At 55.2% G+C, this 3581-nt stretch carries 6 protein-coding genes; all 6 read left to right on the forward strand.

Annotated features, from left to right (window positions below; translation table 11 throughout):
* Window positions 1-278: 278 nt before the first annotated feature.
* Entirely contained in the window at window positions 279-650 is a 372-nt protein-coding gene (gene ylxM / locus ACTTKG_RS09860; RefSeq protein WP_442674028.1) for a YlxM family DNA-binding protein, read from the forward strand.
* Window positions 640-2010 (forward strand): signal recognition particle protein, encoded by a 1371-nt coding sequence (gene ffh, locus ACTTKG_RS09865; RefSeq protein WP_442674029.1) that lies wholly within the window; start codon window positions 640-642, stop codon window positions 2008-2010. Before ylxM ends, ffh begins: the two co-directional genes overlap by 11 nt.
* A 42-nt stretch (window positions 2011-2052) precedes the next feature.
* Window positions 2053-2328: a 30S ribosomal protein S16 gene (gene rpsP / locus ACTTKG_RS09870; RefSeq protein WP_294176785.1), complete on the forward strand. Its 276-nt coding sequence runs from the start codon at window positions 2053-2055 to the stop codon at window positions 2326-2328.
* Window positions 2329-2399: 71 nt separating this feature from the next.
* A complete protein-coding gene (locus ACTTKG_RS09875) occupies window positions 2400-2627 on the forward strand; it encodes a KH domain-containing protein (RefSeq protein ID WP_442674030.1) in 228 nt (75 codons plus the stop codon).
* Between the two features lie 63 nt (window positions 2628-2690).
* Entirely contained in the window at window positions 2691-3098 is a 408-nt protein-coding gene (locus ACTTKG_RS09880; protein WP_442674031.1) for a YlqD family protein, read from the forward strand.
* Window positions 3091-3581: ribosome maturation factor RimM (gene rimM / locus ACTTKG_RS09885; protein WP_442674032.1), on the forward strand; the 491-nt coding region annotated here is incomplete at its 3' end. The genes ACTTKG_RS09880 and rimM, both read left to right, overlap by 8 nt.

The raw sequence follows: 3581 nt of genomic DNA on the forward strand, positions 1-3581 counted from the left end.
TATTTGTTAAAATCCATTTAACATAGTAAGATTATACTATAATATTCCTGTACAAGCAAGACATGCGCCCTATAAAAAGCGCAATTTTTTAGGCAGTCCGCCTACAGGAGACGTTCCCCGGCAATCTGTGAAATGACTGTAGGCATAAAGAACTATATATATCTGCCAAGGAAAAATATTGACAGAGAGTGAATACTTGCGTATAATAGCGTAGTCGGGGGATTTCCCGAAAGCATGTTTATGATTTGAGACGTGCCTTTTCATGAAAGCGGGTGAAAATGATGCTCGAAAGGCTCTTTCATCTGGCGGACATGTTTGACATGTACGGTATGCTGCTCACAGAAAAGCAGCGCCGCTGCCTGGAACTGCATCTTTTCGAGGATTTTTCCTTGGCGGAAGTTGGCGAAGCAGTCGGCGTTTCAAGGCAGGCGGCTTACGATATGGTTCATCGTTCGGAGCAGGCGTTGGAGGGTTACGAAGAAAAACTTGGTCTTTTGCGGCGGCTCAAGGTGGAGCATGAAGCGTTGGCGGCGATTGCCGCACGGATTGAAACATTGCGTACGGAAGATAACGCTGGAGAAGTAGATCAGATCTTGCAGCGCATCGCAAGACTCCTCGGGACGCGACGGGAGGTACAGCATGATATTTGAAAGCCTGGCAGATCGCCTGCAGCAGACGTTCAAGAAGCTGCGCGGGCATGGCAAGCTGACGGAGGACGACGTAAACGAGGCGATGCGCGAAGTGCGCATGGCTCTCTTAGAAGCCGATGTCAACTTCAGGGTCGTCAAGGACTTCATCAAAAAAGTGAAGGAACGCGCCGTCGGACAGGATGTGCTCGATACCCTGACACCGGCGCAGGTCGTCATTAAGATCGTTGACGAGGAGCTAACGGAGCTCATGGGCGGCACACAGAGCCGCCTCAATATCTCGTCTGCGCCGCCGACGATCATCCTAATGGCGGGGCTTCAGGGCGCGGGCAAGACGACTTCGGCGGGCAAGCTCGGACTTTTCCTCAAGAAGCAGGGAAAGAAGCCGCTGCTCGTCGCTGCCGACATCTATCGTCCCGCCGCCGTCAAGCAGCTTGAAGTCTTGGGCGGGCAGCTCGGCATTCCCGTCTTTGCCATGACGCAGGGAACGGATGCCGTGACGATTGCCAGGAGTGCGGTCGATCATGCGCGTTCGCATCTCAATGATGTTGTGATCGTTGACACGGCGGGCCGCCTGCACATCGACGAGGATCTCATGCAGGAGCTCAAAGATATCAAGGCGAATGTCAAGCCGCACGAGATCCTGCTCGTCGTTGACGCGATGACGGGGCAGGACGCCGTGAATGTGGCGGAGAGCTTCCATGCGGGACTTGGGCTTGACGGCGTTGTGCTTACAAAGCTCGACGGCGACGCACGCGGCGGTGCAGCGCTCTCGGTCAAGGCGGTCACGGGCTGCCCGATCAAGTTCGTCGGCATGGGCGAAAAACTCGAAGCCTTAGAGCCGTTTCATCCCGACCGTATGGCGTCGCGCATCCTCGGCATGGGGGATGTGCTTTCTCTCATCGAAAAGGCGCAGGCCACGTTCGATGCGGAAGAAGCCAAGAAGATGGAGAAGAAGCTGCGCAAGGCAGAGTTTACGCTTGACGACTTCCTCGCGCAGATGCAGAAAGTCAGAAAGCTTGGCTCCTTCGAGCAGATCCTCGGCATGATTCCGGGAATGGGCGGTCTCAAGAAGCAGCTGCAGGGACAGGACATCGACCTCAACGGCAAGGAAGTGCGCCGTATTGAGGCGATCATCAAGTCCATGACGCCGAAGGAACGCGCCGACATCTCCATCATCAACGGCAGCCGCCGCAAGCGCATCGCACTCGGCAGCGGTACGCGCGTACAGGATGTGAACAAGCTCTTAAAGCAGTTCAACGAGATGAAGAAGATGATGAAGCAGGTCAAGAAGATGCAGGGCGGTAAGAAAGGCAAAGGCTTCCCTGGACTCGGCGGCATGAAGCTGCCGTTCATGCCTTGATCGGCTGAATGATACATTGAATCCTTTAAAGGAGGTGAAAACATGGCAGTAAAGATTCGTTTGACCCGCATGGGCGCAAAAAAGAACCCGTTCTACCGCATCGTCGTAGCGGATTCCCGTTCGCCGCGCGACGGTCGCTTCATCGAGATCCTCGGCAACTACGACTCCACGAAGGAGCCTGCCGTCATCAATGTCGATGAGGAAAAGGCTATCGACTGGATGAGCAAGGGCGCACAGCCGACGGATACCGTCCGCTCCCTTTTCAGCAAGAAGGGCATCATGGCAAAGTTTGATGAGAAGAAGCGCTCGAAAAACTGATCGAGGCGAGGCGGCGGGGACGGTGCATGAAAGCCGATTCCCGCAGCTTCTCTTGAGAAAAGAGGCGTCACATGAAGGAAGTCGTTGAAATCATCGCCAAGGCATTGGTGGATCATCCCGAGGATGTCGTTGTCGACGAAAAGCAGGAAGACCGCATAACATTGATCGAGCTTCATGTTGCTTCGGATGATATGGGGAAGGTGATTGGCAAACAAGGCAGGATCGCGAAAGCAATTCGCACGGTTGCCAAGGCTGCCGGCACCCGCGAGAATAAAAAAATCAAGGTTGACATCAACTGATGGATGTATGCGGCAGTATTCCTTTCGGGGGTTCTTGCCGCTATTTTTTTAGGAGGAAAGGGAATGGACAGTATTCAGGTGAAGGTTCCTTGCACGGTCAAGGCGAAGCTGACGGAAAAGCTCAAGAAGCGCATCATTGATGAGCTTGAGGACAGTCTGCAGAAGGTGGAGCTTGAACTGCAGCAGATGGGCATACAGGAAAAGCGCATCGTTTCTGAGGCGGCGCAGCAGGACATCCAGCGTGCGCAGGCGGCGCGTCAGCATTTTGCTATCGAACGTCAGAAGCGCATGGATTTCAAGGAGCAGGCAGAAGCGAAGCTTGAGGAGACGAAGAAGCTCGCGATCGGCGCCGAGATCGTTCAAGGTACGTTGGAGCGCACGGCGGAGCTTAAGGTTGGCTCGAACATGCGGGAGCTGATGAACGTCGAAGTCCTCGTCGAGGACGACAAGGTCGTTGCGATCCGTGGCTGACGGGCGTGTCGTCATCGGCAAGGCGGGGGCGCCGCATGGGCTGAAGGGCGAGCTGCGCGTGATTCCCTTGACGGACTTTCCCGAACGGTTCGAGTCCCTGCGCGAGGTGCTTATCGGCGAACGGATCTACCATGTCGAGCGGGTCCACTATCATCGTCAATTTGTGCTTTTGACGCTTGCCGAGTGCAGCTCGCGTGAAGCGGCGGCAAAGCTGACGGGCGAGCTTCTGCGCGTCGCGAGAAAAGACGCTGCGCCGCTCGCCGAGGGCGAGTTCTATACGTTTGACATCATCGGTCTTGCAGCGCTCGATATGGACGGCAAACGGCTAGGGGCGGTCAGCCATGTTCTCAAGACGGGCAGCAACGACGTCTATGTGGTGAAGAAGCCTGACGGCGCGGAGCTGCTTGTGCCGGCGCTGAAAAAAGTTGTGCGCGAGATCAACATCGCTGAGGGATTTTTGCGTGTGGATTTGCAGGAAGAGTT

Source organism: Selenomonas sp., from assembly GCF_052169755.1.
GTDB lineage: Bacteria > Bacillota > Negativicutes > Selenomonadales > Selenomonadaceae > Selenomonas.

Bases quoted from the DNA above. Each gene is read 5' to 3' on its own strand.
- ACTTKG_RS09880 (WP_442674031.1), top strand. From the start codon at position 2,691: ATGGACAGTATTCAGGTGAAGGTTCCTTGCACGGTCAAGGCGAAGCTG.
- ylxM (WP_442674028.1), top strand. From the start codon at position 279: ATGATGCTCGAAAGGCTCTTTCATCTGGCGGACATGTTTGACATGTAC.
- ACTTKG_RS09875 (WP_442674030.1), top strand. From the start codon at position 2,400: ATGAAGGAAGTCGTTGAAATCATCGCCAAGGCATTGGTGGATCATCCC.
- ffh (WP_442674029.1), top strand. From the start codon at position 640: ATGATATTTGAAAGCCTGGCAGATCGCCTGCAGCAGACGTTCAAGAAG.
- rpsP (WP_294176785.1), top strand. From the start codon at position 2,053: ATGGCAGTAAAGATTCGTTTGACCCGCATGGGCGCAAAAAAGAACCCG.